The sequence below is a fragment of the Kitasatospora fiedleri genome, assembly GCF_948472415.1.
Lineage (GTDB): Bacteria > Actinomycetota > Actinomycetes > Streptomycetales > Streptomycetaceae > Kitasatospora > Kitasatospora fiedleri.
On sequence record NZ_OX419519.1, the window covers coordinates 4,774,728 to 4,801,041 of the forward strand.

Annotated in this window: 23 protein-coding genes; 9 read left to right on the forward strand and 14 right to left on the reverse strand. The window is 73.5% G+C overall.

What is annotated here, in order from left to right; translation table 11 throughout:
* Positions 1-58: 58 nt before the first annotated feature.
* The 9 genes from QMQ26_RS22080 to QMQ26_RS22120 all read right to left on the reverse strand — a co-directional run bounded on the left by QMQ26_RS22080 (position 59) and on the right by QMQ26_RS22120 (position 11,366).
* The gene (locus tag QMQ26_RS22080) at positions 59-1,129 is read right to left on the reverse strand and encodes an ABC transporter ATP-binding protein (RefSeq protein WP_282202454.1); all 1,071 of its coding nucleotides are present in this window, start codon (positions 1,127-1,129) and stop codon (positions 59-61) included.
* Positions 1,130-1,139: 10 nt separating this feature from the next.
* Positions 1,140-2,207: an ABC transporter ATP-binding protein gene (locus tag QMQ26_RS22085; RefSeq protein ID WP_282202455.1), complete on the reverse strand. Its 1,068-nt coding sequence runs from the start codon at positions 2,205-2,207 to the stop codon at positions 1,140-1,142.
* Between the two features lie 61 nt (positions 2,208-2,268).
* Positions 2,269-3,246 (reverse strand): ABC transporter permease, encoded by a 978-nt coding sequence (locus tag QMQ26_RS22090; protein ID WP_100836500.1) that lies wholly within the window; start codon positions 3,244-3,246, stop codon positions 2,269-2,271.
* Between the two features lie 81 nt (positions 3,247-3,327).
* Positions 3,328-5,094, reverse strand: a complete 1,767-nt coding sequence (locus tag QMQ26_RS22095; protein ID WP_282202456.1) for an ABC transporter substrate-binding protein — start codon at positions 5,092-5,094, stop codon at positions 3,328-3,330.
* Positions 5,095-5,181: 87 nt separating this feature from the next.
* Positions 5,182-6,225 (reverse strand): ABC transporter permease, encoded by a 1,044-nt coding sequence (locus tag QMQ26_RS22100; protein WP_100836498.1) that lies wholly within the window; start codon positions 6,223-6,225, stop codon positions 5,182-5,184.
* Positions 6,226-7,091: 866 nt separating this feature from the next.
* Complete coding sequence (locus QMQ26_RS22105; protein ID WP_282202457.1) at positions 7,092-9,461, reverse strand: peptidoglycan binding domain-containing protein; 2,370 nt, start codon at positions 9,459-9,461, stop codon at positions 7,092-7,094.
* 292 nt (positions 9,462-9,753) lie between these two features.
* On the reverse strand, positions 9,754-10,209 hold the full coding sequence (locus QMQ26_RS22110) for a DUF6113 family protein (RefSeq protein WP_282202458.1): 456 nt from the start codon (positions 10,207-10,209) through the stop codon (positions 9,754-9,756).
* Positions 10,206-11,093: an N-acetyl-1-D-myo-inositol-2-amino-2-deoxy-alpha-D-glucopyranoside deacetylase gene (gene mshB, locus QMQ26_RS22115; protein ID WP_282202459.1), complete on the reverse strand. Its 888-nt coding sequence runs from the start codon at positions 11,091-11,093 to the stop codon at positions 10,206-10,208. The genes QMQ26_RS22110 and mshB overlap by 4 nt, the downstream gene beginning before the upstream one ends.
* Before the next feature lie 78 nt (positions 11,094-11,171).
* Positions 11,172-11,366 carry a DUF2304 family protein gene (locus QMQ26_RS22120; RefSeq protein ID WP_100836494.1) on the reverse strand — a complete coding sequence of 65 codons (195 nt, stop codon included), beginning with the start codon at positions 11,364-11,366 and terminating at the stop codon, positions 11,172-11,174.
* A 242-nt stretch (positions 11,367-11,608) separates the two neighbouring features.
* On the opposite strand from QMQ26_RS22120, the gene QMQ26_RS22125 reads away from it, so the two are divergent.
* The 5 genes from QMQ26_RS22125 (at position 11,609) to QMQ26_RS22145 (ending at position 17,403) form a co-directional block, all read left to right on the forward strand.
* A complete protein-coding gene (locus QMQ26_RS22125; RefSeq protein WP_282202460.1) occupies positions 11,609-13,726 on the forward strand; it encodes a S9 family peptidase in 2,118 nt (705 codons plus the stop codon).
* A gap of 120 nt (positions 13,727-13,846) precedes the next feature.
* A complete protein-coding gene (locus tag QMQ26_RS22130) occupies positions 13,847-14,806 on the forward strand; it encodes an ABC transporter ATP-binding protein (RefSeq protein WP_282202461.1) in 960 nt (319 codons plus the stop codon).
* Positions 14,803-15,525: an ABC transporter permease gene (locus tag QMQ26_RS22135; RefSeq protein WP_100836491.1), complete on the forward strand. Its 723-nt coding sequence runs from the start codon at positions 14,803-14,805 to the stop codon at positions 15,523-15,525. Before QMQ26_RS22130 ends, QMQ26_RS22135 begins: the two co-directional genes overlap by 4 nt.
* Before the next feature lie 8 nt (positions 15,526-15,533).
* Positions 15,534-16,763, forward strand: a complete 1,230-nt coding sequence (locus QMQ26_RS22140; RefSeq protein ID WP_282202462.1) for a sensor histidine kinase — start codon at positions 15,534-15,536, stop codon at positions 16,761-16,763.
* Between the two features lie 67 nt (positions 16,764-16,830).
* Positions 16,831-17,403 carry a response regulator transcription factor gene (locus tag QMQ26_RS22145; RefSeq protein ID WP_404814194.1) on the forward strand — a complete coding sequence of 191 codons (573 nt, stop codon included), beginning with the start codon at positions 16,831-16,833 and terminating at the stop codon, positions 17,401-17,403.
* Positions 17,404-17,454: 51 nt separating this feature from the next.
* Here the strand turns inward: QMQ26_RS22145 and QMQ26_RS22150 are convergent, their stop codons facing one another.
* Positions 17,455-18,324: a transglutaminase family protein gene (locus QMQ26_RS22150; protein ID WP_100836489.1), complete on the reverse strand. Its 870-nt coding sequence runs from the start codon at positions 18,322-18,324 to the stop codon at positions 17,455-17,457.
* Between the two features lie 49 nt (positions 18,325-18,373).
* A complete protein-coding gene (locus QMQ26_RS22155; protein ID WP_100836488.1) occupies positions 18,374-19,381 on the reverse strand; it encodes a GNAT family N-acetyltransferase in 1,008 nt (335 codons plus the stop codon).
* A 127-nt stretch (positions 19,382-19,508) separates the two neighbouring features.
* Between QMQ26_RS22155 and fdxA the strand changes: the two genes are divergently transcribed.
* Both fdxA and dapC read left to right on the forward strand, forming a co-directional pair.
* Entirely contained in the window at positions 19,509-19,835 is a 327-nt protein-coding gene (gene fdxA / locus QMQ26_RS22160) for a ferredoxin (protein WP_030061559.1), read from the forward strand.
* 17 nt (positions 19,836-19,852) lie between these two features.
* A complete protein-coding gene (dapC, locus tag QMQ26_RS22165; RefSeq protein WP_100836487.1) occupies positions 19,853-20,998 on the forward strand; it encodes a succinyldiaminopimelate transaminase in 1,146 nt (381 codons plus the stop codon).
* Between the two features lie 92 nt (positions 20,999-21,090).
* Here dapC and QMQ26_RS38320 read toward each other — a convergent pair whose 3' ends face one another.
* Both QMQ26_RS38320 and QMQ26_RS22175 read right to left on the reverse strand, forming a co-directional pair.
* Complete coding sequence (locus QMQ26_RS38320) at positions 21,091-21,813, reverse strand: hypothetical protein (protein WP_404813936.1); 723 nt, start codon at positions 21,811-21,813, stop codon at positions 21,091-21,093.
* Between the two features lie 343 nt (positions 21,814-22,156).
* Positions 22,157-23,170, reverse strand: a complete 1,014-nt coding sequence (locus tag QMQ26_RS22175) for a hypothetical protein (RefSeq protein ID WP_282202463.1) — start codon at positions 23,168-23,170, stop codon at positions 22,157-22,159.
* A gap of 150 nt (positions 23,171-23,320) precedes the next feature.
* Between QMQ26_RS22175 and dapE the strand changes: the two genes are divergently transcribed.
* Both dapE and QMQ26_RS22185 read left to right on the forward strand, forming a co-directional pair.
* Positions 23,321-24,394, forward strand: coding sequence for a succinyl-diaminopimelate desuccinylase (dapE, locus tag QMQ26_RS22180; RefSeq protein WP_282202464.1), 1,074 nt, complete (start codon positions 23,321-23,323; stop codon positions 24,392-24,394).
* A gap of 194 nt (positions 24,395-24,588) precedes the next feature.
* The gene (locus tag QMQ26_RS22185; protein ID WP_282202465.1) at positions 24,589-25,371 is read left to right on the forward strand and encodes an LOG family protein; all 783 of its coding nucleotides are present in this window, start codon (positions 24,589-24,591) and stop codon (positions 25,369-25,371) included.
* A gap of 19 nt (positions 25,372-25,390) precedes the next feature.
* On the opposite strand, the gene folP is transcribed toward QMQ26_RS22185, so the two are convergent.
* Positions 25,391-26,203, reverse strand: a complete 813-nt coding sequence (folP, locus tag QMQ26_RS22190; RefSeq protein WP_282206589.1) for a dihydropteroate synthase — start codon at positions 26,201-26,203, stop codon at positions 25,391-25,393.
* Between the last annotated feature and the right edge of the window lie 111 nt (positions 26,204-26,314).

The window sequence follows — 26,314 nt, forward strand, 5'->3', positions numbered from 1 at the left end:
ACGCGGCAGGGCCCCACCGAACGGATCGGTGGGGCCCTCGCGCGGGGCGGTCGGGGGCTCAGACCCCGGCGCGCTGCTCCGGGACGGCGCTGGTGGTGCCCTCTTCGGGGAAGTGGCAGGCCGTCAGGTGCCCGGCGGCGTTGCCGGAGAGCTGGATCAGCGGCGGCTCCTCCACCGCGCACTTCTCCTGCGCCTTCCAGCAGCGGGTCCGGAACCGGCACCCGGAGGGCGGGTTGACCGGGGAGGGCACGTCGCCGACCAGGCGGATGCGCTCGCGGTCGTCGTCCGGGTCGGCCTCCGGGACGGCGGAGAGCAGGGCGTGGGTGTACGGGTGCCGGGGGGATTCGTACAGCGACGTGCGGTCGGCGATCTCGACGATCTTGCCGAGGTACATCACCGCGACGCGCTGCGAGAAGTGCCGCACCACCGACAGGTCGTGGGCGATGAACAGGAAGGCGATGCCCAGCTCGCGCTGGAGCTCCTGGAGCAGGTTGACCACCTGCGCCTGGATCGACACGTCCAGCGCCGAGACCGGCTCGTCCGCGACGATCAGCTTCGGGCTCAGCGACAGCGCGCGGGCCACGCCGATGCGCTGGCGCTGGCCGCCGGAGAACTCGTGCGGGAAGCGGTTGTAGTGCTCCGGGTTGAGGCCGACCGTCTCCAGCAGCTCCTGGACCCGGCGCTGGACGCCGCCCTTCGGGTTGATCCCGTTGATCTCCATCGGCGCGCCGATGATCGAGCCGACGGTGTGCCGCGGGTTCAGCGAGGAGTACGGGTCCTGGAAGATCATCTGGATCTCGGACCGGATCGGCGCGAGCTCCTTGCGGCCGGCGTGCGTGATGTCCTGACCGGCGTAGCGGATCTCGCCGCCGGTCGGCTCCAGCAGCCGGGTCACCAGGCGGCCGGTGGTCGACTTGCCGCAGCCGGACTCGCCGACCAGGCCCACCGACTCGCTGGGGAACACCTCCAGGTCCAGGCCGTCCACCGCGTGCACCGCGCCGACCTGGCGCTTGAACAGGAAGCCGTCCATCACCGGGAAGTGCTTCTGCAGGCCCTTGAGCGACAGCAGCGGGTCACCGGGGGCGGGCACCGGGACGGCCGGCTTGTCGAGGGTCAGTTCGTTGCTCATGAGGTCCCTCTCAGCCGAGCCGCGGCTTGATCTGGTCGATGAAGATGTCCTGCCGCTGCGCCGGGTTCAGGTGGCAGGCGGCGGCGTGCCCGGTGGCGGGGGAGAGCGGCGGGCGCTCCGTGGTGCAGCCGCCGCCGATCACGTACTCGCGGAAGTCGCAGCGCGGGTTGAACGGGCAGCCGGACGGCAGGTTGATCAGGCTCGGCGGGGTGCCGCGGACCGGCCGCAGCGGCACGTTCACGTCGCCGGTCAGGCTCGGCATCGAGGCCAGCAGGCCCCAGGTGTACGGGTGCTGAGGGGCCTTCAGCACCTCGCGGACGGTGCCGCGCTCCACGGCCCGGCCCGCGTACATCACCATGATGTCCTGGGCGGTCCGGGCGACCACGCCCAGGTCGTGGGTGATCAGGATGATCGCGGTGCCCATCTCCTGCTGGAGGTCCTTCAGCAGGTCCAGGATCTGGGCCTGCACGGTGACGTCCAGCGCGGTGGTCGGCTCGTCCGCGATGACCAGCTTGGGGTCGCAGACCAGCGACATCGCGATCATCGCGCGCTGGCGCATGCCGCCGGAGAACTGGTGCGGGTAGTCGTCGACCCGCAGGGTGGGCTGCGGGATGCCGACCTTGGTCAGCATCTCGATCGCCCGGTCCCGGGACTCCTTCTTGGAGGCGCCGGTGTGCTTGCGGTAGGTCTCGCCGATCTGCTTGCCGATGCTGTGGAACGGCGACAGCGCGGTCAGCGGGTCCTGGAAGATCATCGCCATCTTCCGGCCGCGGAGCTTCTCCAGCGTCCGGTTCGAGGCGCCGATCAGCTCCTGGCCGTCCAGCTTGATCGAGCCGGTGATCTCGGTCCGGTCCGGGTTGTGCAGCCCCAGCACGGCCAGGTTGGTCACCGACTTGCCGGAGCCGGACTCGCCGACGATGCCGAGCGTGGAGCCCGGGGCGACGTCGAAGGAGAGGTTGTCCACGGCCCGGACCACGCCGTCCTCGGTGCTGAAGCGGACCGAGAGGTCGCGGACGGAGAGGAACGGCGTGCCGCCGCTGCCGGCGGACACCTCCTCGGGCTTGGCCTGGGTGGTCATGGACTGGGCTCCTCGGTGCGGTACGTGAGGTCGGGACTGCCGGTCGGCCGGGGTGTGGCCGTCAGGCCAGGCGGATGCGCGGGTCGATCAGGGCGTAGGCGGCGTCGACGATGATGTTGAAGAAGACGATCAGGGTGGCGGCCACCACCGTGACGCCGACCAGCAGCGACAGGTCGGAGTCGCGGAACGAGTGGATCGCCAGCTCGCCCAGGCCGTGCAGGCTGAAGGTCGTCTCGGTGATGATGGCGCCGCCGAGCAGCACGCCCAGGTCGATGCCGAAGACGGTGACGATGGTGCCCATCGCGCCGCGCCAGGCGTAGCGCATGAAGACCGAGGTGCCGGACATGCCCTTGGCCCGCGCCGTCCGCACGTAGTCCTCGGACAGCTGCTCGACCATCGAGGAGCGGGTCATGCGGGTGTAGTTGGCGGTCCAGATCAGCGACAGCACGATCCACGGCACCAGCAGGCCGCCGGCCCAGCCGATCGGGTCCTTGGTGAACGGCACGTAGGTCGGCAGGTCCAGCAGGTTGGTGCTGTAGCACAGCGCCCAGAGCGCGAGCGGACCGGCCACGTAGATCTGCATCGAGGAGGCCAGCAGCGAGAAGGAGCTGGCGACCTTGTCGGCGGCCTTGCCCTGCTTGTGGGCGGCCAGCATGCCGGTGCCGACGCCGACCAGCAGGAAGATGATCGCGGAGCCGACGGTCAGCGACAGGGTGGTCGGGAAGCGGTCCGCGAGGATGCCGCCGACCAGCTCCTTCTTGTCGAAGGAGTAACCGAAGCACGGGGCGCCGCAGTGGGTGCCGTTGAAGGTGCCGCCGGTGAAGATGGTGCTCAGCCAGTTCCAGTACTGGACCGGCCACGAGTGGTCGAAGCCCATGTCGTGCCTGATCAGGGCGAGGTTCTCGGGCGTGCAGGTCTTGCCGCAGTAGAGCCGCGCCGGGTCCGCCGGGATCGCGAAGAACAGCGCATACGTGATCATCGAGACGATCAGCAGGATGACGAGAGCGCCGAGGGTTCGGCGGACGAGGAATCGGAGCATCGGACGGGCTCTCCTGATCGGGGCGGGACACCGGCAGATCGTGCCGGTGTCCCGCCGTGAGCTACTGCTCGGTGACGACTACTACTTGACGTAGATGTTGAGCGGGGACTGCAGGCCGGCCAGGGTGTCGAAGGTGACGCCGCCCAGGCCCGAGCCGTAGAGGCTCAGCGAGCGCTGGTAGACGTCCGGGATCGACAGCGCCTTGTCCTGGAGCTTCTTGTCGAGCGCGGCCCAGGCCTTGCCCTGCTCCACCGGGTCGGCGATCTTCGCCGCGGCGTCGATCGCGGAGTTGATCTCCGGGTCGTTCACGTGGGCGTAGTTCGCGGCACCGTCGGCGATGGCGCGGCCGTCCCAGACCGGCTGCAGCGAGGTGTAACCGGTCGGCCAGTCGGCGCCCCAGCCGCCCCAGTACAGGTCGTACTCGTTGTTGACCAGGCCGATGGCGTCGTAGTAGGTCTTCGCGTCCAGCGGCTTCGGAACGAACTTGAAGCCGGCCTTCTCCAGCGCGTCGCGGATCGCCTCGGTGATCTTCTGCTGGAGCGGGGTGTTGTTGTACGCGTAGACGATGGTGGTGCCCACCGCGTTCGCCTCGGTCAGCAGCTGCTTGGCGGCGTCCGGGTCGCCCTGCGGCTTCTTGAGGATGCCGTACGGGTCGTAGGACTCGTAGCCCAGGACGGTCGGGCTCATGTACGAGGTGGCGTAGTCACCGTAGGAGGTGCCGCCGGACAGCTGGCGGGTCTGCTGGTGCGGGAACGCCTTGATCAGCGCCTCGCGGACCTTCTGGTCCTTGATGCGGGTGTTGTTGATGTAGTAGTAGTCGACGTACGGGGTCAGGCCCTCGAGGGTGCGGGGCTTGAGCTTCTCGTCCGCCTTGACCTGGTCGATGTACGACGGGTACACGGTGTTGTGGAACGAGAAGGTGGTCTTGTCGTCGCCGTTGTCCGCCATGAAGCGCTCGGTGGACTGCTGCGCCTGGACACCGAAGGTCATGTGCCACTTGTCCGGGTAGGCGTTCCGGATCGGGTCGGTGGCCGGGTCCCAGTTGGGGTTGCGCTCCAGGTCGAGCGAGCGGTCGGTGACGTGCTCGGTGATCTGGTACGGGCCGGAGGAGAACGGCTTCTTGTCGTACTCCTCCTTCGTGTCGTTGGCCTTCGGCACGATGCCGTAACCGGTCATCGCCAGCGTGAAGTTGGCGTCCGGGTGGACGTCCGCGAAGGTGATGACCACGGTCTTGGCGTCCGGGGTCTGGACGGCGTCCAGCTCCTTGCCGCCGTAGGGGCCCTCGTACGCCTCGCGGTACTTGTCGCCCGAGATCCAGGTCTGGATGTAGGTCGGGCCGGCCTTGATGAACGAGGCGTAGGTGCGCTCGATCGAGTACTTGATGTCGGCCGAGGTGATCGGGCTGCCGTCCTGCCACTTCACGCCGTCCTTCAGCGTGAACTTCCAGGTCTTGCCGCCGTCGGTGGTGGAGCCGGTGTCGGTGGCGAGGTCGCCGACGAGCTTCTGCGAACCGTCCGGGAGGGTCTTGTAGCCCGTCAGCTGGCGGGTGAACAGCAGCGAGACCTCGGCGTTGTAGTTCATGTAGATCTGCGCCGGGTCGAGGTGCGAGAAGTCGTCGCGGTCGATCATGTTGACCGTGCCGCCCTTCTTCGCGCCGTTCTCGGGGGCGGCCGGGCCCTTCGAGTCGTCGGCGGTGCCGACCGAGATCGAGGTGGCCTTGACCGGGGCCTTGGAGGCACCCGCCTTGCTGCCGTCGCTGTTGCTGTGGCCGCTGGAGCACGCCGTGGTGACGGTCAGGGCCCCGGCCACCAGAATGGCGGCGGCGAGCCGCGTCTTGCGAGAGCTCATCTTCATCCTGCCTGGAATAGTTGTACGGAATCTTCGTGGGTGTGCCCGGGGCCTGGCTTTCCCGTCCCCCGGAGTCTTGAGGGTCTGTCAGCGGTTGGTCTTCGGGTCGAACGCGTCCCGGACGGAGTCGCCGAGCAGGTTGAAGGCCAGAACGAACACCACCATGGCGAGGCCCGGGAAGAGCAGGAAGGTGACGTCGGTCCGGAGGAAGCCCGAGGCGTCGGCGATCATGCGGCCCCAGTCCGGGACCGGCTCGGACACACCGACACCGAGGTACGAGAGGCCCGCCTCGGCGGTGACGAACGCCGGCAGGGCGAGGGTGGACTGCACCAGGATCGGGGTCCACAGGTTGGGCAGGATCTCCTTGAAGATGATCCGCATCGGGGAGGCGCCGGTGACCTTGGCGGCCTCGATGAACTCGCGCTCGCGCAGGGACAGCGACACACCGCGCAGGATGCGGGCCAGGCCCATCCAGCCGAGCAGCGACAGCACGATGGTGACCGAGACGAACGGCAGCCACTCCGGCACGCCCTGGTCGGGCTTGACCAGCAGGCTGGTGACCACCGGCATGGTGGCGATCAGGAAGATCTGCGACGGGAACGACATCAGCACGTCGATGATCCGGCCGATGAAGTAGTCGAACTTGCCGCCGAGGTAGCCGGCCGCGATGCCCAGCGCGACACCGATCACGGTGGTCAGCAGCGAGGTGGCGACGGCGATGATCAGCGAGGTGCGGATGCCGTAGATCAGCAGGGTGAACACGTCGCGGCCGAGGCCCGGCTCCAGGCCGAACCAGAAGTCGCCGCTCATGCCGCCGTTGGGCCCGGTGGGCAGGCCGGAGTCGGTCAGCAGGCTGACGTCCTCCTGGCCGTAGTGGGTCTTCGGGTCCTTGCCGTACAGCATGGAGATGACCGGCGCGAGGATCGCCACCGCGACGAAGAACAGCACGACGCAGGCGCTCACCACCCCGGTGCGGTCACGGAGGAAGCGGCGCCACATCAGCTTCCCGGGAGAGAGGCCGCGGAAGCCCGGATCTGCGGGCGCGTCGGCCGTGGCGTTGTCCGCGAGGTCCGACGTCGGCCCGGGACGGGAGGTGTCCCCGTCCGTCGTGGCCCCAGTAGGCGTCGTCATGGTGCTAAAGCTCCCGACCGTGGTCCGTGCAGAAGCAAGGAGTAAGAACTTGGATGAATGGACTCTTGCAAGTCGTTTATCGAACGTCAAGAGTTCCTCAGTTGTCGACGGCCCATTTCCTCCTTCGTGCTGGAATGTCAACCACTTCGTAGTTCTCGAACTCTTGACACCGACTCGGCGAGACGGTCAAAACCGGACAAACGGCGTCAATGATCGTTCACATGTCCGTAACGATGCACGGCCGGCTCCGCTATCAGGACGTCGAGTTCGAGACCGTGTCCGGATGACGCGCGTAGAGCAAGTGTCCGGTTTGACGCCATTCACCGCAAATGGCGGGCGCAATTGAGTGTCCGATAATCGGACGCCGGTGTTTTCGGGCATGCCTCAGCGAATTCATGGGTAGGGGTCACCCAATTCGGGCGGCCCGCGGGGAACCGCCCGACTGGCATTTTCTCGCCATTGGCGGGACTTCGCCGCGGCGTTACCGCCGGCAGTTGTCGCTCCGTCCGCCCGGCGTTCTCGTGGACCGCGGCACCGGGCTCGGCGGGACCGGTCCGGCGGCCTCCCGGGCCCCGCCGCCGCCGACGGAGTCCGGGGTGGGACCGCGCGGACACGACGTGGGGCGCGGCGCCGCCGCCGTGGCGGTCAGGGCGCGCGGGAGGGAGCGGGGTCTCGGCACGCGGCACATCTTGCGTACCGGCGAACTGACTTGTCGACCTGCCGCGGATCAAGTATTGGTAACGCCGCGTGGCCGCGCGGTTGCGGCGCCCGGTTCGCCCTGTTCCGTGACGCCAGTGGCGAGGATTCGCCAGTGGGGCCGGGGCGCCCGTCCGGCGCCCCGGCCCCACCGGTGGATTGACGGCCCGTCAGGCCGGGATCTTGACCGTGCGGTCCTTGCCGGTCTTCGAGACGCCCTGCGCGATGGCGTCCGCCACGTCCTGCGCGGTGATCGCCGTCTGCTGGCCGTTGCGGGTGGTCTTCAGCTTGTCGAAGGTGGTGCCGACGGCGGCGGACAGCTTGTCCAGGTCCCACTTGAGGCCCACGGTGCCGGACGCGTCCGGGGCCAGCACCAGCGCCTTGGCGGCGGTGTTGCGGCCGAAGGCGAACTGCTTGGTGCCCGAGGTGACCGTGACGTTGCCGTTCAGCACCTGCTTGCCCAGGTCGTCGGCGGCGGCCTGGAGCACGTCCTGGCCGACCTTCGGCTGCGCGTCGGCGACCGGCAGCACCACCTCGGCGTCCGCCCGGCCGGCCGCCCGGCCGCGGTACGCCTGCTCGACCAGGTCGGCGGCGGCCGCCGAGTCCAGCGCCTTCCCGCCGGCGCCCGGGACGACCTCGGTGCCGCCCGCCTCGGTGAAGCGGACGTAGCCCTCCTGGAGGCTCTGCCCCGACTTGGCGCCCAGGTCGTCCAGGGCGGCCTTCAGCTTCGCCCGGTCGACCCGCACCACCGGTTCGACGGCCTTGGCACCGCCGGTCAGCGAACCCAGCACCTCGACCGGGTCGTAGCTGTGCTTGGTCAGCGCGTCCACGGTCGCCGTGGTGTCGAAGCTCAGCCCGGCGCTGGCCGGGTCCAGGGTGACCGACTGGTCGCCGATCTTCACCTTGAGCGGCTGCTGCCCGGCCTTGCCGACCGAGCCGTCCAGCGCGGTCACCGCCTGGTCGCGGGAGTCGCCGCCGATGTCGGTGCCCAGCACCGTGGTGCCCTTGGGGATGTCCGACTGGTTCATCATCAGGCCGGCGCCGTACGCCGCCGCGCCGAGGAACAGCACGCCGCCCAGACCGGTCACGAGCAGCTTCCTGCCGCGACCGCCCTTCTTCTTCGCGGCGGGCGCCGGCTCCTTCCGCTCGGCGGGCGGCCGGGGCTCGGCCGGGGCGTCCGGGGCCGGGGCCCGGGACGGTTCGCGCTTGGGCGTCGCGGCCCGCGAGCCGCCCGGGAACGGCTGCGCGGCGGGCAGGTCGGCGAACCGGCCGCCGCCCTCGCCGGCCGGGCGGGGCCGGGACTCCTCGGCGAACGGGTCGCCGCCGTCCGGGGACTTCAGGAACAGCTGGGTGGTCGGCGGGTCCGATATGCCGGCGCCCGGGGCCGGCTCGTCGCCGGTGACCGGGTCGAAGCCGCCGATCTGGGTGTCCTCCGGCTCCCCGGCGGCCTGCGGCGGCTCCGGGCGCTCGCCGCCGCGCGGCCCGGGGTCGGCGGTGGCGAACGGGTCGGCGGCGAACTGCTCGGCGGCGAACTGCTCGGTGGCGAACGGGTCGGCGGCGGCGAACGGGTCGGCGCCGGTCCGCGGCCGGCCCTGGCCGGGGTGCGGGGCCGCGAACGGGTCCTCGGCGGCGGCCGCGGACGGGCCCGGCTGCTGGGGCCGCTGCGACTGAGGCGGCTGCTGGGACTGCGGCTGCGGCTGGGACTGTGGCTGCGGCTGGGCGAACGGGTCCTGCGGGCCGCCCTGCCGGGCCTGCGGCTGCTGCCGCTCCGACCGCCGGGGCTGCTGCGCGGCGAACGGGTCCTGGGCGAACGGGTCCTGGGCCGCCTGGGCCGCCTGGTCCGGCGCGAACGGGTCCGGCGCGGCGGCGGTCCGGAAGGGGTCGCCCTGGTGCGGCAGCGGGTGGCCGCCGGTGCGCGAGGACGCCGCCGGGTCGGCCGGGGCGAACGGCGAGGCGGGCGCGCCGGACGGGCGCGGCGCGGGCTGCTGGGCGGCCTGCGGGGCGGCCTGCTGGCCCCCCGGGGCACCCTGGGCCGGCCCCGCCGGGGCGGCGGCGGCCGGGGCGGGCTCCGGACGGCCCTTCTGGCGCGGCTTGAACCACTCGCCGGTGGACTCCGACTCGGACGGCTTCGCCGCCTTCGCCGCGGACGGCTCCTGCCACTCCGGCGGCAGGGTCGGCGGGACGGCGGTGCGCGCCCCGCCGTCCATCACGCCGAGCACCGGGTCGCCGGCGCCGCCGCGGTGGCGCGGCCCGGGCGGCTCGGCGGGCGGCTCGTCCTTGACCTTGCTCTGCACCACGACCGGCGGGATCGGCCGCGAACCGGGGATGTTGATCCGCACCCGGGTGGTCAGCGTGGTCTCCGTGGTCTTCGGCGCGGCGGCCTCGTCGGAGCGCGGACCGGGAGCGGTCCGTCCGGCGGCCGGGTCCGCGCCGAGCCCACCGGGCAGGCCGGTGCCGTACGGCGGGGTGCCCGACGGGTACGCGTCGGGGCCGCCGCGGCGGGGCTGCGGATGGGCGTTGTCAGATTCGCGGCTGCTCAATGCTGCTCTGCTCCGGGTTCGCGGCCGGGCCGGCCGGGCCGTCCGCTGCGTATGGGGCGGGGACCGCCGGACGGCGGCCTGCGGCCGTGCGGCGGGCCGACCGGCCCCGGGGACATCGGCTGTTCACATGTCGGCTGCGGCGAGCGCCCCGCCACGCGAGTGGTGCCGAAGCTACCGTCCGACCCGGCCGGGCCGGACAGGGGGGTGGTCCGCCGGGGCACCACCTTACCGACAAGGCATCCGGGCCGGAGGACGACCGGGGCATCCCGGTGGCCCCCCGGCCCGCCGTGCGCTAGCGGCCGCCGTCCTTGACGGGCCGTCGGGGCTCCGGCGCCGGTACGCCGAACAGGAACCCGGAGCGGGTCGGCAGGGTCGCGCAGACCACGCCTAGCACCGCGCCGCCGAACAGGTACAGGTACGCGGACGGAGTGGCGGAGAGCACCAGGTCACCCTCCGGACGGGGCGCCAGCAGCACCGCCAGCACCACGAACCAGCCGCCCAGCGCGACGCCCGCGCCGAGCTTGGTGCCGGTCGCCCGCAGCCCCCCGTAGAACAGCCCGGCGCAGGCCGCCAGCGACAGGACCACGCCGAAGCCGCCCCACAGGGTCTGCACGAAAGCTCCGCACACCGACACCGCGGCGCCGAGCAGGAACAGCACGACGTACACCGCGATCCGGACGCCGCGCGGCGGCATCGGCTCGGCCAGCCGCTGCTCGCGGGTGCCGAGCAGGAACTGCGGGAGCCTCACCGCTCCACCCCCGCGAACAGGTCGGTCTCCGGGTCGCCGAGGCCGGGCGCGCCGCGCACCAGCTCGTAGTACTCGGTGGCCAGCAGCGGCTGCCCGAGGCCGTTGCTGAGCGCGAAGTGGCGTCCGTCCACCGTGATCTGGGTGGCGTGCGCCCGCATCGCGGCGGCCTTCGCCCCGGCGTGCGCCGCGTTGTCCAGCACCGTGGTGACCACCTTGTCGTCCACCACGCCGGGAATCTGTTCGACCGGGGCGGTGCCCTCGAACGGCGCCTCGGCGGCGGTCTCCGCGAGCGCGGCCTCGATCACCGAGCGGGGCACCCGGTTGTAGTAGACCTTGGCGATCCGCCAGGGCGCGCCCAGCTCCGGGCGGAAGTCCGGGTCGGCGGCCAGCTCGTAGCCGCGCAGCGCCACCCGGTGCGCCTGGATGTGGTCGGGGTGGCCGTAGCCGCCGTTCTCGTCGTACGTCACCAGCACCTGCGGCCGGACCTCGCGGACCACCCCGGCCAGCAGGCCGGCCGCCTCGTCCACGTCCGCCCGCCAGAAGCAGGACGGGTCGTCGTTGTCCGCGACGCCCATCATCCCGGAGTCCCGCCAGCGGCCCGGGCCGCCCAGGAAGCGGTGGTCGGTGACGCCCAACGCGCGCATCGCGGCGGCGAGTTCGCCGATCCGGTGGGCACCCAGGGCGTTGTCGCGGCCCTGCTCCAGGTGGGCCAGCTCCGGCGGGATCACCTCACCGCCCTCGCCCAGCGTGCAGGTCACCAGGGTGACCCGGACGCCCTCGGCCGCGTACCGGGCCATCGTGGAGCCGTTGTTGATCGACTCGTCGTCGGGGTGGGCGTGCACCAGCAGCAGCCCGCGCGAGTCGGCCGGGGGTACGGAGGTCATGCCCGGCAGCTTACGGCCAGGCCGCGGCCCGCCCGGAGGGGGACACCCCGGGCGGGCCGCGCACGATCCGGCGCTGCGCTAGAGGTCCAGGCCGTTGAGCATCCCGGCCAGGTTGGACGTCACCTGCTGGATCGTCGGCGCGATCGAGCTGGACGCCAGGTAGAAGCCGAGCAGCGAGCACACCAGCGCGTGGCTCAGCTTCAGGGTCGACCGGCGGACCAGCACCACGACCACCACCAGCATCAGCACGACGGCGGAGACGGACAAAGCCATGACGGCTCACACCCTTCCTCGGGTGCGCTGCCCCGGGGCGGGGCAGCGGGCGGAACGATGGTCCAGACATACCCGATGAGTGACGTCGGGGTGACGTTCCGTGAGGCGGCCCGGGGTGTCGCGCCGCCCGGTCCGGCCCGCGGCGCCCCCGGTCAGCGGCCCTCCGAACGGTCGTACGCCTCCTCCGGGCGGGCTGCGCCGTCCGGGTGATCACTGGCCGGCGGGGCCGTAGGGTCGGGCCCATGACGACCGAGAAGCCGCAGGACACCTTCCCCCGGCAGTACGCCCGCACCGGGCGGTTCACGGCGGGCGCGCCCCGCTCGTTCAGCGTCACCCCGGACGGCGCCGGGGTGCTGTTCCTGCGCGCCCGCGGCGACGGGCGGCACGGCAACCTGCTGTGGCGGCTGGACGTGGCCACCGGCGCCGAGCGGGTGCTCGCCGACCCCGGAGAGCTGCTCGGCGGCGGCGCGGAGGAGCTGTCCGCCGCCGAGCGGGCCCGCCGCGAGCGCAGCCGGGAGACCTCCGCCGGGATCGTCGGCTACACCCTGGACGCGGCCGGGCGCACCGCCGCCTTCGTGCTCTCCGGGCGGCTGTTCGCGGTCGACACCGACAGCGGCGCGACCCGCGAACTGCCCGCCGCCACCCCGCTGCTGGACCCGCGGCCGAGCCCGGACGGCACCAAGGTCGCCTACGCCACCCCCGGCGGCGAGCTGCGGGTGACCGCCGCCGACGGCAGCGGCGACCGGCTGCTGGCCGGGCCGGAGGCGGCCGGGGTCAGCTGGGGGCAGGCCGAGTTCATCGCCCAGGAGGAGATGGGCCGTGACCGCGGCCACTGGTGGGCCCCGGACGGGAGCGCGCTGCTGGCCGCCCGGGTCGACGACACCCCGGTGCGCCGCTGGTGGATCGCCGACCCGGCCAACCCCGGCCGCCCGCCGGTCGAGGTCGCCTACCCGGCGGCCGGCACGCCCAACGCCGAGGTCGGGCTCTGGCGGCTCGGCCTGGACGGCACCCGCACCGAGATCCGCTGGGACCGGGCGGCGTACCCGTACCTGGCCCGGGTGCACTGGTCGGCCGGCGGGCCGCCGCTGCTCCAGGTGCAGGCCCGCGACCAGCGCGAACAGCTGGTGCTGGAGGCCGACCCGGCCACCGGGGAGACCACGGTGCTGGTCACCGAGCGGGACGCGGACTGGCTGGAGCTGTTCGCCGGGTCACCGGTGCGCCGGGCCGACGGGCAGCCGGTGCGGATCACCGACCGGGACGGCGCACGGGTCCTGACCGTCGGCGAGCGGGCGCTCACCGACGCCGGGCTGCACGTGCGCGCGGTGCTCGGGACGGACGGCGAGCGGGTGCTGTTCACCGCCTCCGCCGGGGCCGCCGAGTTCGAGCGCCGCCCGCCAGGCTGGCTGGGCGTCTTCGAGGCCGGGCCGGACGGCGTCCGGGAGGTCGGCGAGGGCGCGCTCGGCGCGGTGCGCGGCGGCGGCACCACCGTGCTCACCACCGCCCACCCGGCGCGGCCCGGCACCACCGTCACCGTGCACCGCGCGGGCGCCGAACCGCTGGTGATCGCCTCGCACGCGGCCACCCCGCTGCTGGCGGCCCGGCCGGTGTTCCGGTTCGCCGGCGAGCGGCGCATCCCGTGCGCGGTGCTGCTGCCCACCGGCTACGACCCGGACGCGGACGGGAAGCTGCCCGTCCTGATGGACCCGTACGGCGGCCCGCACGGGCAGCGGGTGGTGCGGGCGCACAACCCGCACCTGGTGTCGCAGTGGTTCGCCGACCAGGGCTTCGCGGTGATCGTCGCGGACGGGCGCGGCACCCCCGGGCACAGCCCCGGCTGGGAGAAGTCGATCAGCCGGCGCACCGCCGAGGTCTCGGTCCGGGACCAGGTCGACGCGCTGCACGCGCTCGCCGAGCAGTTCCCGCTCGACCTGGGCCGGGTCGCGATCCGCGGCTGGTCCTACGGCGGCTACCTGGCCGCCGCCGCGGTGCTCCGCGAACCGGACGTCTTCCACGCCGCGGTGGCCGGCGCGCCCGTCACCGAGCACGACCTGTACGACACCCACTACACCGAGCGCTACTACGGCGACCCGCGCACCGAACCCGAGTCGTACCGGGCCAACTCGCTGGTGGAGCTGGCCCCTTCGCTGCGCCGGCCGCTGATGATCGTGCACGGCCTGGCCGACGACAACGTGGTGGTCGCACACAGCCTGCGGCTGTCCACCGCGCTGCTCGCGGCCGGGCGCCCGCACACCGTGCTGCCGCTGTCCGGGGTGACCCACATGACCCCGCAGGAGCAGGTCGCGGAGAACCTGCTGCTGCTCCAGGTGCGCTTCCTGAAGGACGCGCTCGGCCTGGCGTGACCGCCCGGTCCGTGACATCCGTCATGCGGAGGTCACGACGGCGCGCACTGCCGCGGACACCCCCGTCCCGGGGAGTCTGGAGGAGTCGGAGAGAACGGCTCTCGAAAGGACTTGGTTCGGATGACGACGGGAACGGGGGAGGTCGCGGCCTTCCGGAACGTCAGCAAGAGCTACGGCCGGGTGAAGGCGGTGAACGGCCTCGACCTGGTGCTGCGCCCGGGCGAGACGGTCGCCCTGCTCGGCCCCAACGGGGCGGGCAAGTCCAGCAGCCTCGACCTGCTGCTGGGCCTGCGCGAACCGGACAGCGGCACGGTCGAGCTGTTCGGCGGCACCCCGCGCGCGGCGATCGCGGCCGGCCGGGTCGGGGCGATGCTGCAGAGCGGCGGCCTGATGACGGACGTCAAGGTCCGCGAGATCGTCGAACTGGCCTGCAAGGTGCACCCCCGCGGCCACGGCGTCGACGAGGTGCTGACCACCGCCGGGATCACCGAGATCGCCGACCGGCGGGTCGACAAGCTCTCCGGCGGCCAGGAGCAGCGCGTCCGGTTCGCCCTCGCGGTGGCCGGCGCCAACGACCTGATCGTCCTGGACGAGCCCACCACCGGCATGGACGTCTCGGTCCGCCGCCAGTTCTGGGAGGCCATGCGGGCCCAGGCCGACGCCGGCCGCACCGTACTGTTCGCCACCCACTACCTGGAGGAGGCCGACTCCATCGCCGACCGGGTCCTGGTCCTGCACAAGGGCCGCCTGATCGCCGACGGCTCCTCCGCCGAGATCAAGGCCCGGGCCGGCGCCCGCCGGATCGGCTTCGAACTCCACCCCTCCGACGGCGGCGCCTTCGACGAGGCCGTGCTGCGCGCCCTGCCCGGCACCGTCGGCCTGGACGTCAGCACCCGCGCCGACGGCGTGCGCACCGTCCGGATTCGCTCCGCCGACGCCGACGCCGGCGTCGCCGCGCTCTACAAGGCGGGCCTGTACCCGCGCGGGTTGGAAGTCACCAGCCTCGGCCTGGAACAGGCCTTCCTCACCATCACCGGCGAGCAGGACCGCAACGAGAGCGAAGAGGAGAACGCGCGATGATCACCCTGGTCAGGCTGGAGATCCTGCGCACCCTGCGCAACAAGCGGTACCTGATGTTCACCGTGCTCTACCCGGCGCTGCTGTACGTCTTCTTCATCAGCGCCTACGGCAGCGGCGGCACGGTGGCCGGCGGAGTCTCGGTCAAGTCGTACTTCATGGTCTCGATGGCCACCTTCGGCGCGGTCGGCGCCGTGCTGACCGGCTCCGCGCAGCGGATCTCGCTGGAGCGCAAGAGCGGCTGGACCCGCCAGCTGCGGCTCACCGCCCTGCCCGGCCGGGCCTACACCCTGGGCAAGATCGCCGCCTGCGCGGCCACCACGCTCCCCGCCATCCTGGTGGTCTTCGTGATCGGCGCGATCGAGGGCGTCGACCTCACCGCCGCCCAGTGGCTCGGCCTGGGCGTCGCGCTCTGGCTCGGCAGCTTCGTCTTCGCCGCGCTCGGCGTCGCCCTCGGCTACGCCGCCCAGCCGGACGCGATCCAGCCGGTCGTGATGATCGTCTACATGCTGATGGCGCTGTTCGGCGGCACCTGGTTCCCGGTCAGCGACTCGCTGAAGACCTACGCCCGGTTCAACCCGGTCTACGACTACAACCAGCTGGCCTCGTTCATCCACGGCCAGGGCGTGGCCGGCCTCCCGATCGCCGCGCTCGCCGCCTTCCTCGCGGTCTTCACCGCCGCCGCGGCCTACCTGTACCGCAAGGACGCCCAGCAGGCATGATGGCACCCATGCAGACGCCCGCACCGGCCCGCCGTCCCGACCGCAACGGGGAGGACGGGCCGGACGGCCGTTGGACCACCTACCCCGGCGCGCCGGTGGACACCAAGCGCCAACTGATGGTCAAGCTCGCCTGGACCTCGGTGTGGGCGTTCTACCTGGCCTACCCGCTCCAGGACCTGGCGACCCGGCAGCACACCCGGTCGGCGACCGTCGCCGGCGCCGTCGCGCTGGCCGTCTTCCTGGCCGCCTACCTGACCGTCGTGATCGTCCGCAACCGCCGCGGCCACCCGGCCCGGCAGTACCTGCCGCTCGCCCTGATGGCCGCGATCGCCGTCGGCACCTCGTACACCCTCGGCGAGTCCTGGCTGACCCTGTTCACCTACACCTCGGTGTGCGCCGCGGTCACCTTCCCCGGCCGGCTCGGCATCGTCGGCGTCCTCGCCACCACCGCCGTCTTCGCCCTGGTCGGGCTGACCAGCCGCGCCGACGTCGAGACCATGGTCAGCATCGGCCTGCCCTGCGTGCTGGCCGGGCTCGCCATGCTCGGCATGCAGCGGCTGGTCACCACCATGCGGGAACTGCGCGAGGCCCGGGCCGCCGTCGCCCACCTCGCCGCCTCCGAAGAACGGCTGCGGCTGGCCCGCGACCTGCACGACCTGCTCGGCCACTCGCTCTCGCTGATCGCCATCAAGGGCGAACTCACCGGACGCCTGATGGACGCCGGCAAGACCGCCGACGCCCGCGCCCAGGTCGCCGACATCGAACAGGTCGCCCGGCAGTCGCTGGCCGACGTCCGCAGCGCCGTCAGCGGCTTCCGCCGCCCCACCCTGCCGGTCGAACTCGCCGCCGCCCGCACCGCGCTGGCCGCCAGCCAGGTCGCGCTCGACGCCGACCCCCGGCTCGCCGAGGACCACCCCGGCCTGGGCCCCGAGGAGTCCGGCGTGCTCGCCTGGGCGCTGCGCGAGGCCGTCACCAACGTGGTCCGGCACGGCGCCGGCGCCACCCGGTGCGGCGTCCACCTCGACGAGACCTGGGAGGAGGACGGCCGCTACGCCGTCCTGGAGGTCGTCGACAACGGCCCCGGCCCCGGCAAGTCCGCCGCCGGCAACGGCCTGTCCGGCCTCGGCGAGCGGCTGGCCCAGGTCGGCGGCCGGCTGGAGACCGCCGCCGCCAACCGCGGCAAGGGCTTCCGGCTGCGCGCCCTGGTCCCGCTGCGGCCCGGCCCCAGCGGGGAATAGGCTGCCCGACGTGACGGACGGAACGGATGCGCGACCGGTGCGGGTGCTGCTCGCCGAGGACCAGGGCATGGTGCGGGAGGCGCTCGCCGCGCTGCTCTCGCTGGAGGGCGACCTGGAGGTGGTCGCCCAGGTCGCGCGCGGCGACGAGGTGGCCGCGGCGGTGACCGCGCACCGGGTCGACGTCGCGGTGCTGGACATCGAGATGCCCGGCATGACCGGCATCGACGCCTGCGCGGAGGTCCGGAAGGTCCGGCCGGGCACGAAGGTCGTCATCGCCACCACCTTCGGCCGGCCCGGCTACCTGCGCCGGGCGATGGAGTCCGGGGCGGACGCCTTCCTGGTCAAGGACGCCCCCGCGGCGGAACTCGCCGAGGCCATCCGGCGGGTGCTGCGCGGCGAGAAGGTCATCGACCCGACGCTGGCCGCCGCGGCCCTCTCGGAGGGCGCCAACCCGCTCACCGGCCGCGAGCGCGACGTGCTCGCCGCCGCCGCGGACGGCGCGGTCAACGCGGACATCGCGGCCCGGCTGCACCTCTCCGAGGGGACGGTGCGCAACTACCTGTCGATGGCGATCCAGAAGACGGCCGCCCGCAACCGCGCGGAGGCGGTCCGGGTCGCCCGGGAGAAGGGCTGGCTGTAGGTCCGCCTCCGCCTTCGACCCCGCCCCGGGCCCGCGCCCGGCCGGAGCCGCTCAGTTGAGCCGGTGCCGGGCCGACCTCGCCTCCAGCCGGACCTTCGCCGCGCTCTCCGGATCGAAGGCGTCCAGGATCTTCGCGTAGTCCTCCATCTCGGCGGCGCCGCCCAGGAAGTCCCCGGTCTTGACCAGCAACTCGGCCCGCTCCAGGCGCAGTTGCGCGGGGTGGCGGGGCAGCAGCAGGGCCAGTTCGGCGGCCCAGAGCTGGGTGCGGGCGTGCTCGGGGCGGTCGGCGGCCCAGCGCCGGATGTTGCCCAGGACGCGCAGCACGGTGTCCAACGGCTGCGCCGGGGTGAGCAGTTCGGGGGAGAACGGGTGGCCGGAGGCGGCGACCAGGCGCTCCACGTCGGAGACGTCGAGCAGCCGGCCACCGTGGAACGGGTCGGCCAGCACGTACTCGTCGCCGCCGCCCGGATCGCCCACCGCGACGATGAAGTGGCCCGGCAGCGCGATGCCGTACACGGTCAGCCCGGCCCGGGCGGCCACCGCCTGCCAGACCAGCGAGAGCATGATCGGCAGCCCGCGGCGGCGGCGCAGCACCTCCGGCAGCAGCGAGGACTCCAGCCGGAGGTAGTCGGACTGCCGGCCGTGGAAGCGCTCGCGCCCGCCGAGCACCGCCGCGAGCAGCGCGGCGGTCTCCTCCGGGCCGCTCGGACGGCGCTCGGCGACCGCCTCGCGGATGGCCGCGGCGTGCCGGTCCAGGGCCGCCTGACAGGCCGTCAGGAGGGCGTCCGGGGACGGCTGTTCGGCACTGTCGCCGGGATCGCCGAGGGTGTGCTCGGCGGCGGCGAGCAGGCACAGCAGCACCGGGTCGGGGTGTTCGCCCCGGGCTTCGGTGCGGAAGCGGGTTCTGCTCTGCTCGGTCACTGCGGCCTTCGGTTCAGCAGCGGTCGTGGCTCACTACAGGTGGTGCACGCTACCGCTGGGGAAGGCGGGCGTAGTGGTAAGTGTGACTGGTCGCGAAGCCCAGCCGGTCGTACAGCGCGATCGCGCCCCCGTTGTCCGCCTCGACCTGCAGGTACCCGCCGGTGGCGCCCTCCTCGGCGGCCCGGGCGGCGAGCGCGGCCAGCACGGCGGTGGCCAGGCCGCGGCGGCGGGCGGCCGGGGCGACCTCGACCGCGCCGAAGCAGGCCCAGGCGCCGTCCACCACCAGCCGGCCGATGGCCAGCGGGGTGCCGTCCGGGCCGGGGACGCGGGCGAACCAGACCGAGGGGCCGCCGTGCATCACCGCGGTGGCGGCCGCCTCCAGGGCCGGGTCGCCGCCCACCCGGCGGTACAGCGCCAGCCACTCCGGCCCGGCGGTGCGGGCGAGCCGGACGTCCGCCGGGCGACCGGCCCGGGCCAGCCCGCCGAGCGGGGCGGTGCGCACCAGGGTCGGGGCGAGGGCCGCGCCGAGCCGGTCCAGCTCGGCGGCCAGGTCGGGCGGCGAGCCGGGGGAGACCACCTCGACGTACGCGGGCAGCGAACGGGCCGCGTACCAGTCGCGCACCCGGTCCAGCGCCGCGTCCAGCGGCAGGCCCGGGTCGCCCAGCGCCTGCACCGAGTTGGCCCGCCGGGTGAACCCGGCCGAGGCGCGCAGCGTCCACCCGCCCAACTGCTCCTGCTCGACGGCGGGCCAGCCGCGGGCGGCGATCCGCTGCAGCTCGACCGGGCCGGTCGCGGGCGCGGCCAGCCGCCGGGCCGGGAACGCCGGGACGGGCTTGCCGGCCACCAGCAGCCCGGCGGCGAAGCGCACCGGCGCGCCGCCGCGCGGCTCGACCGTCAACCCGTCGCCGTCCCACGAGGTGAGCACGCCGATCGCGTCGCGGAACACCGGACGCCCGTCCGCCACGCCGTCGACACGCCGGACCGACACCCGTCGTCCCACGTCAGACGGGCCTATCCGGACCTCCGGACGGGCCTCCCACGGCACCGGGCCGACCATGAACCGCACCTCCTGTGCATTTGCGTGCCCCGACCCGCGATACTAGGGGCGGGCATCGGCGACGCCGCGCGCAAAGCGCGACCGAGTAAACAGTAGGGCGGCAGCCCTTCCGAGGAGGAACGACAGCGTGACCTACGTCATCGCGCAGCCTTGTGTCGACGTCAAGGACAAGGCGTGCATCGAAGAGTGCCCCGTGGACTGCATCTACGAGGGCGAGCGCTCCCTCTACATCCACCCGGACGAGTGCGTGGACTGTGGCGCCTGCGAGCCGGTCTGTCCGGTCGAGGCGATCTTCTACGAGGACGACACCCCGGAGGAGTGGAAGGACTACTACAAGGCGAACGTCGAGTTCTTCGACGACCTGGGCTCGCCCGGCGGCGCCTCCAAGCTCGGCCTGATCGAGCGCGACCACCCGTTCATCGCCGCGCTGCCCCCGCAGAACGCCGACCACTGATCGGTGGCATCCACGCTGTGAGCACGAACGACAGCACGCACGCGCCGTTCCCGGGCCACCCGGGGGCGGCGCGCCGCGTCTCCGACCGCCTGCCGGTCTTCCCCTGGGACCGGCTCGAACCGTACAAGCGCACCGCCCTGGCGCACCCGGACGGGCTCTGCGACTTCTCCGTCGGCACCCCGGTGGACCCGGTGCCCGAACTGGTCCAGCGGGCGCTGGCCGCGCACACCGACACGCCCGGCTACCCCACCGTGTGGGGCCCGCTGTCGCTGCGCGACGCGATCGCCGGCTGGCTGGGCCGCCGCTGCGGCGCCGAGATCGGCCCCGAGGCGGTGCTCCCCACCGTCGGCTCCAAGGAACTGGTGGCCTGGCTGCCCGGCCAGCTCGGCCTCGGCCCCGGCGACCAGGTCGCCTACCCGAAGCTCGCCTACCCCACCTACGAGGTCGGCGCGCTGCTGTGCGGCGCCGAGCCGGTCGCGTACGAGGACGTCGACGAGCTGGACGGCTCGAAGGTCCGGCTGCTGTGGCTGAACTCGCCGTCCAACCCCACCGGACGGGTGCTGGACGCCGCCGAGCTGCGGCGCGCCGTCGAGTGGGCCCGGGAGCACCGGGCGCTGCTGGTCAGCGACGAGTGCTACCTCGAACTCGGCTGGGAGGCCGAGCCGGTGTCGGTGCTGCACCCGTCGGTCTGCGGCGGCTCGCACGAGGGCCTGCTGGCCGTGCACTCGCTCTCCAAGCGCTCCAACCTGGCCGGCTACCGGGCCTCCTTCGCGGCCGGCGACCCGGTGGTGGTCCGCGAGCTGCTGGAGGTCCGCAAGCACGGCGGCATGATCGTGCCCGCGCCGGTGCAGGCGGCCACCGCGGCCGCCCTCGCCGACGACGCGCACGTCGCCGAGCAGCGGGCCAGGTACGCCCAGCGGCGCAGCGCCCTGCGGGCCGCGCTGGAGGCGTACGGGTTCCGGATCGAGCACTCCGAGGCGAGCCTGTACCTGTGGGCGACCCAGGACCGGCCGTGCTGGGAGAGCGTGGCCGAACTCGCCGAGCTGGGCGTCCTGGTGGCCCCCGGCGACTTCTACGGCCCGGCCGGCGACCGGTTCGTGCGGGTGGCGTTCACCGCCACCGACGAGCGGGTGGCCTCGGCCGTGGAGCGGCTCAAGCGCTAGGCCCGGTCCGGCCGCGGGCACCGCGGCACGACGGACACGCGGGAGGGGGCGGAGCCGGCCGGCTCCGCCCCCTCCCGCGTGCGTGCGCCGGATCAGCCGATCGGCAGGCCGCCGCCCTGGATGCCGCCGAGCAGGCCGCCGACCGGGCCCAGCGCGCCGGTCAGGCCGCCCAGCGGGCTGTCGCCGCCCAGCGAGGGCACGCCGCCGAGGCGGTTGGCGGACTCGTGCTCGGTCAGGCCCGCCAGGGTGCCCGCGACCGGCAGCGACTGGACGGCGCCGGTGACCGGGCCGAGCTTGTCGGCGGCCGGCAGGCCCTGGGTGAGCTTGTCGGTGGGCAGGCCCCGGGCCACGGTGGACAGCGGGGTGCCGGTGACCTTCTGGGTGGCCGGGACGACCTTGTCGGTGACGGCCGGGGCGACCTTCTCCTCGACCGCCGGGGCGACCCTGTCGGTGAGGGTGTCGAGCGAACCGGTCAGCTGGCCGGCCTTGCCGAGCGGGCCGAGCTTGCCGAGCGCGTCGTCGGTGGAGGGCAGGTTGTGCGCGACGGTGTTGCCCGCCGCGTCGGCGGCCGCCGGGCCGCCCGCCGCCAGGGTCGCGGCGCCGGTGGTGCCGACCACGTGGCCCAGCTCGTGGGTGGCCCCCTGCACCGCGTCACCCGAGTTGGGGACGTCGGCCAGCTTGGTCACGCCGGCGCCCAGGTCGGTCTGCGGCACCACCTCGGTGGCGGAGGCGGCGCCCGCGGCCGCGAGCGGCGCCGCGGTGGCGGCGACGAGCAGCGCGGCCTGGGCGATCCGGCGCGTCAGGGGGAAGGACATGGTGCTCCTAAGAAGTGAGGTCGACGGTCCGCCGGGCGGCCGGCGCGGGGCCGGCCCGTCCGGCGGGCGACGTGTATGACCGCAAGAGCACCGGGAAGGTTTCGGCCGGTCAAGGTCAAGGGTTGGCAAAGATCGGACGATCCTTTTTCGGTCCGCGCGCACCCCCCGCCCCGGCGGCCGCCGGTGCAGAACCGTCACTTCCCTGCTGCGCCACGCCTCCGGGCCGGGGTGGCGCGCCGGACGCGGGACCGCCCGCCAGGAGGGCCGCCGTCAGCGGGAGTTGACCCGAATCACCCGGTGGGCGGTCACCCGCGCACCAGTGCGTCAACGCACCGTCGGACCGTCACTTCCCCTTGACCGGCTCGCCCAGCGTCACCAGCACCCGGTCCGACGGCGCGCCCGCCAGCGGCTTCCAGCCCTGCCCCGGCCTGTCCACCCGCCACACCCTGCCGTCGTATGCGACCTGGCCGATGCCCAGCGCGGCGGCCTGCGCCACCGACCAGTGCGCCAGCGCCCAGCCGGTCTGCCCCGCCCCGCCGGCGCCCGCCGTGCTCGCGGTCGGCTGCGGGGTGAGCGCCAGCACCTCGCGCGGGTCCTTGGCCGCCTTCTCGGCGCCCGCCACCGTCACCGCCTTGCCGAACTCCCGGCGCACCCGGTCCGACAGGTTCGCCGCGGTCGGGGCCGGCTCGGTCGGATCGGTCGGGACCGGCGCGGGCAGCGCGTGCACCACGCAGTCCAGCGCGGCCGGTTCGCGGCCGGTCAGCACCGAGGCCAGCAGCGCCGCGTTGTCCTCGTGCTTGGCGTACGCCTGCGGGTAGCCGCTGCGCTGCACCTGCTGGGCGGCGTCGGTCAGCGGCATCTGCGCGTACCCGTTCACCTTCACCAGCGCGTCCAGGAACTTGTCGGTCGAGTAGACCGGGTCCATGATCTGGTCGACGCTGCCCCAGCCCTGCGAGGGGCGCTGCTGGAACAGGCCCACCGAGTCCCGGTCGCCGCCCGCCAGGTTGTGCAGCTTCGACTCCTGGATGGCGGTCGCCAGCGAGATGGTCACCGCCCGCTCCGGCAGGCCCCGGGCCATCGCCACCGCCGTGATGGTGGCCGCGTTCGCCGCCTGCGGCAGCTCCAGCGTCCCCGAGCCGGCCGCGGTGGTGACCTTGCAGCCCTCGGCCGGGGGCGCGAGCTTGTCCCGGTTCAGCCACACCACCAGGCCGCCGACCACCGCCAGCGCCAGCACCCCGACCAGCACCCGCCGCCACGGCCGCCGCCGGCGCGGCGCCCCGTACCCGTCGTCGTACGCGGCGTCGTACCCGTCGTCGTACCCGTCGTCCGCGGCGTCGTACCCGGCGTCCTCGGCCACGGTGGCCCCTTTCCCTGGTGGTGCGGTCGCCGCGGTCCCGGCCCGGCGCGCGTGGTTCGCGGACACCGTAACCGCTCGGACGGCCGTACGGGTCCGCGCGGTTGCGCGGGCGCCCGCGCGGCGGTCCGGCGGCTCGGTAGGGTGGCCGCCATGAGCAGCCCGAACGAGCCCCTCGACCTGACCCTCGACGGCGGAGCGCTGACCGCCCGCCTGGTCGACTTCCCGTCCGTCAGCGGTGAGGAGACCGCCCTGGCGGACGCCGTCGAGGCCGCGCTCCGGGCCTTCCCGCACCTCACCGTCGACCGCCACGGCAACAACGTGGTCGCCCGCACCCACTTCGGCCGGGACGAGCGGGTGGTGCTCGCCGGCCACCTGGACACCGTGCCGATCGCCGACAACGTGCCCTCGCACGTCGAGGGTGACCTGCTCTACGGCTGCGGCACCTCCGACATGAAGTCCGGCGTCGCCGTGCAGCTGCGGCTCGCCGCCACGCTCACCGAGGCCAACCGGGACGTCACCTACGTCTTCTACGACTGCGAGGAGGTGGAGGCCACCCGCAACGGCCTCGGCCACCTGTTCGCGACCCACCCCGACTGGCTGGCCGGGGACTTCGCCGTCCTGATGGAGCCCAGCGGCGCCGTCGTCGAGGGCGGCTGCCAGGGCAGCCTGCGCGCCGACGTCACGCTCACCGGCGTCCGGGCCCACGCCGCCCGCGGCTGGCTCGGCGACAACGCCATCCACAAGGCCGCGGAGGTGCTGCGCCGGCTCGCCGAGTACCAGCCGCGCCGGGTGGAGATCGACGGCCTGGAGTACCGCGAGGGCCTCAACGCCACCCGGATCGACGGCGGCGTCGCCGGGAACGTCATCCCCGACGAGTGCACCATCCACGTCGCCTTCCGGTTCGCCCCCGACCGCACCCTGGAGCAGGCCGAGGAGCACCTGCGCGCGGTCTTCGAGGGCTACCGGCTCGACATCGCGGACGCCTCGCCCGCCGCGCTGCCCGGCCTCGGCCTGCCCGCCGCCCGGGCCTTCCTGGCCGCGGTCGGCGGCGAGCCCCGGGCCAAGTTCGGCTGGACCGACGTGGCCCGGTTCTCCGCGCACGGCGTCCCCGCCGTCAACTACGGCCCCGGCGACCCGAACCTGGCCCACAAGCGGGAGGAGCACTGCTCGCTGAGCGCGATCGCGGAGGTCGAGCAGCGGCTGCGGGACTGGCTGAGCCGGTAGCCGGTAGCCGGTAGCCGGTAGTCGGCGGGGCGGACGGGGAGCGGCGGGGGCCGAACGGGCGCCCGGTCGGTGGTCGTCCGGGTGGCCGGCGGGGGCCGAACGGGGGCCGCGCGAGCGGAGGTTCGTCCGACCCCCGCCTGCGCGACCACCGTTATTTACCTCGGATCGTGCCTCGTCAGGCGTAGTGTTCCGACATGACAGCCAACGGAGATGAACCCGTCCGCCGGCAGAAGAAGCCGTGGCCCGAGAAGCGCAAGGGCCCCGTCCTGCTGCGGCGCGACCAGGTCGAGACGAGCACGACGGACCAGCGGCTGCTGGACACCACCGGGCCGTCCGACTGGTTGCACACCGACCCGTGGCGGGTGCTGCGGATCACCTCGGAGTTCGTCGAGGGCTTCGGCGCCCTCGCCGAACTCCCCACCGCGATCAGCGTGTTCGGCTCCGCCCGGACGCCGGTCGGCTCGCCCGAGTACGAGGCAGGGGTGGAGATCGGCCGGGCACTGGCCGAGGCCGGCTACGCGGTGATCACCGGCGGCGGCCCCGGCGCGATGGAGGCCGCCAACAAGGGCGCCACCGAGGCTGGCGGGCTGAGCGTCGGCCTGGGCATCGAGCTGCCGTTCGAGCAGGGCCTGAACGAGTACGTCGACCTGGGCCTGAACTTCCGCTACTTCTTCGTCCGCAAGACGATGTTCGTGAAGTACGCCCAGGGCTTCGTGGTGCTCCCCGGCGGACTCGGCACCCTGGACGAGCTGTTCGAGGCGCTCACCCTGGTGCAGACGAAGAAGGTCACCCGGTTCCCGGTGGTCCTGTTCGGCAGCGCCTACTGGGGCGGCCTGGTGGAGTGGCTCAAGTCCACCCTGGTCGCCCAGGGCAAGGCCAACCCCGCCGACCTCGAACTGTTCTACGTCACCGACGACGTGTCCGAGGTGCTGAAGGCCCTGGACGCCGCGCGGGGGCCGAAGGGCACCCCCGCGTAGCGCGCGGGACGACGGGCCTTCAGGCCAGCCCCCGGCGGGCCACCGCCGGGGGGCGGGTGCCGCGGATCGAGGCCACCATGTCCAGCACCTGCCGGGTCTCGGCGACCTGGTGCACCCGGTAGACCCGGGCGCCCAGCCAGGCCGAGACCGCCGTGGTGGCCAGGGTGCCGAGCAGGCGCTCGTCCACCGGCTTGTCCAGGGTCTCGCCGACGAAGTCCTTGTTCGAGAGCGAGACCAGCACCGGGAAGCCGGTCGCGGTCATCTCCGGCAGACGGCGGGTCGCCTCCAGCGAGTGCCGGGTGTTCTTACCGAAGTCGTGCCCCGGGTCGATGATCAACCCGTCGCGGCGCACGCCCAGTTCGAGCGCCCGCTCGGCCAGGCCGACGGTCACCGCCAGGATGTCCGCCATCACGTCCTCGTACCCCACCCGGTGCGGGCGGGTGCGCGGCTCGGCGCCGCCCGCGTGCGTGCACACCAGGCCCGCGCCGTGCCGGGCCGCGACCTCGGCGAGCTTCGGGTCGAAGCCGCCCCAGGCGTCGTTCAGCAGGTCCGCGCCGACCTCGCAGACCGCCTCGCCGACCTCGTGCCGCCAGGTGTCCACGCTGATCACCGCGTCCGGGTGGCGCTTGCGCAGCTCCGCCACGAACGGCACCGTGCGGCGCAACTCCTCCTCCACGGTGACCTCCTCGCCCGGACCGGCCTTCACCCCGCCGATGTCCAGGATCGCGGCGCCCTCGGCCACCGCCCGGTCCGCGGCCGCGAAGGCCGCCTCGTCGGCGAAGGTCGCCCCCCGGTCGAAGAACGAGTCCGGGGTGCGGTTCACGATCGCCATGACGACCAGCTCGTCCGGGCCGAACTCCCGTGTGCCGAGGCGTAGTGCCACCGGTGTCTCCTCCTCAGCGCTCCCGGGTGCAATGATGGGCCCCGGCCTGTACCGGGACCA

Bases quoted from the DNA above. Each gene is read 5' to 3' on its own strand.
- QMQ26_RS22080 (WP_282202454.1), bottom strand. From the start codon at position 1,129: ATGAGCAACGAACTGACCCTCGACAAGCCGGCCGTCCCGGTGCCCGCC.
- QMQ26_RS22085 (WP_282202455.1), bottom strand. From the start codon at position 2,207: ATGACCACCCAGGCCAAGCCCGAGGAGGTGTCCGCCGGCAGCGGCGGC.
- QMQ26_RS22090 (WP_100836500.1), bottom strand. From the start codon at position 3,246: ATGCTCCGATTCCTCGTCCGCCGAACCCTCGGCGCTCTCGTCATCCTG.
- QMQ26_RS22095 (WP_282202456.1), bottom strand. From the start codon at position 5,094: ATGAGCTCTCGCAAGACGCGGCTCGCCGCCGCCATTCTGGTGGCCGGG.
- QMQ26_RS22100 (WP_100836498.1), bottom strand. From the start codon at position 6,225: ATGACGACGCCTACTGGGGCCACGACGGACGGGGACACCTCCCGTCCC.
- mshB (WP_282202459.1), bottom strand. From the start codon at position 11,093: ATGACCTCCGTACCCCCGGCCGACTCGCGCGGGCTGCTGCTGGTGCAC.
- QMQ26_RS22120 (WP_100836494.1), bottom strand. From the start codon at position 11,366: ATGGCTTTGTCCGTCTCCGCCGTCGTGCTGATGCTGGTGGTGGTCGTG.
- QMQ26_RS22125 (WP_282202460.1), top strand. From the start codon at position 11,609: ATGACGACCGAGAAGCCGCAGGACACCTTCCCCCGGCAGTACGCCCGC.
- QMQ26_RS22130 (WP_282202461.1), top strand. From the start codon at position 13,847: ATGACGACGGGAACGGGGGAGGTCGCGGCCTTCCGGAACGTCAGCAAG.
- QMQ26_RS22135 (WP_100836491.1), top strand. From the start codon at position 14,803: ATGATCACCCTGGTCAGGCTGGAGATCCTGCGCACCCTGCGCAACAAG.
- QMQ26_RS22140 (WP_282202462.1), top strand. From the start codon at position 15,534: ATGCAGACGCCCGCACCGGCCCGCCGTCCCGACCGCAACGGGGAGGAC.
- QMQ26_RS22145 (WP_404814194.1), top strand. From the start codon at position 16,831: ATGGTGCGGGAGGCGCTCGCCGCGCTGCTCTCGCTGGAGGGCGACCTG.
- QMQ26_RS22155 (WP_100836488.1), bottom strand. From the start codon at position 19,381: ATGGTCGGCCCGGTGCCGTGGGAGGCCCGTCCGGAGGTCCGGATAGGC.
- QMQ26_RS38320 (WP_404813936.1), bottom strand. From the start codon at position 21,813: ATGTCCTTCCCCCTGACGCGCCGGATCGCCCAGGCCGCGCTGCTCGTC.
- dapE (WP_282202464.1), top strand. From the start codon at position 23,321: ATGAGCAGCCCGAACGAGCCCCTCGACCTGACCCTCGACGGCGGAGCG.
- QMQ26_RS22185 (WP_282202465.1), top strand. From the start codon at position 24,589: ATGACAGCCAACGGAGATGAACCCGTCCGCCGGCAGAAGAAGCCGTGG.
- folP (WP_282206589.1), bottom strand. From the start codon at position 26,203: ATGGCGATCGTGAACCGCACCCCGGACTCGTTCTTCGACCGGGGGGCG.